At 31.7% G+C, this 807-nt stretch carries 1 protein-coding gene and 1 pseudogene; both read left to right on the forward strand.

From position 1 onward, the window contains the following. A partial coding sequence (locus ACF91D_RS30950) for a phage terminase large subunit family protein (RefSeq protein WP_483883399.1) occupies positions 1-535 on the forward strand: 535 nt, incomplete at its 5' end. 12 nt (positions 536-547) lie between these two features. Then, positions 548-807, forward strand: a pseudogene (locus tag ACF91D_RS30955) (phage portal protein); the annotation flags it as partial.

Raw genomic sequence — 807 nt, forward strand, 5'->3', positions numbered from 1 at the left:
GTATAAAGATTTTAACGAAGAAATACACTACATCACAGAAGAACAATATAATCAAAAACAAATCAAAAAGAAATATGCTGGTGTCGACTGGGGATATGAACATCATGGATCAATTGTTGTAATTGCAGAAGATATGGAAGGCAAGAGATACCTAATTGAAGAACATGCTTATCAACATAAAGAAATTGATGATTGGGTTGAAATTGCAAAAGGTGTTATAGAGCGACATGGCAATATCTTATTTTATTGTGATACAGCTCGAACTGAACACATAAGCAGATTTGGTAAAGAAGGAATAAAAGCTAGGTATGCGGATAAATCAGTTTTATCTGGTATAGAAGTAGTTGCTAGAGGGTTCAAACTTAATGAGTTATTTATTATTGAGAACAAAGTTAAGTTGTTCAGAGATGAAATATATAACTACGTTTGGGACGAGAAAAAAGATGAACCAGTAAAAGCTAATGATGATTGTTTAGATGCTTTGAGATATGCAATTTATACATCTAGCAAAGGTTCGGGAACTGGTTTTAAGTAAGGAGGAGATATTTTGTATCCAAGTGAACCAACACAGACAGAAATATTTAATGACATAATTAAAAATAATAATAAACCTGAAACATTAGAAGAAATGATTTTAAGATACATTAAAGCTCATCAGAAAAAAATACCAAACTTTGAAATTGGCCAAAAATATTATGATCAAGAGCCAGATATTATAAGAGACCCACCTTCAAGGGATGCAACAGGTAAAGTTGACCCGTTAAAACCAGACGATAGATTAGTTACTAATTTTCATGCAAATTTGGT

This window comes from Staphylococcus sp. 231237_7MaSpsaltlick (genome assembly GCF_043107035.1).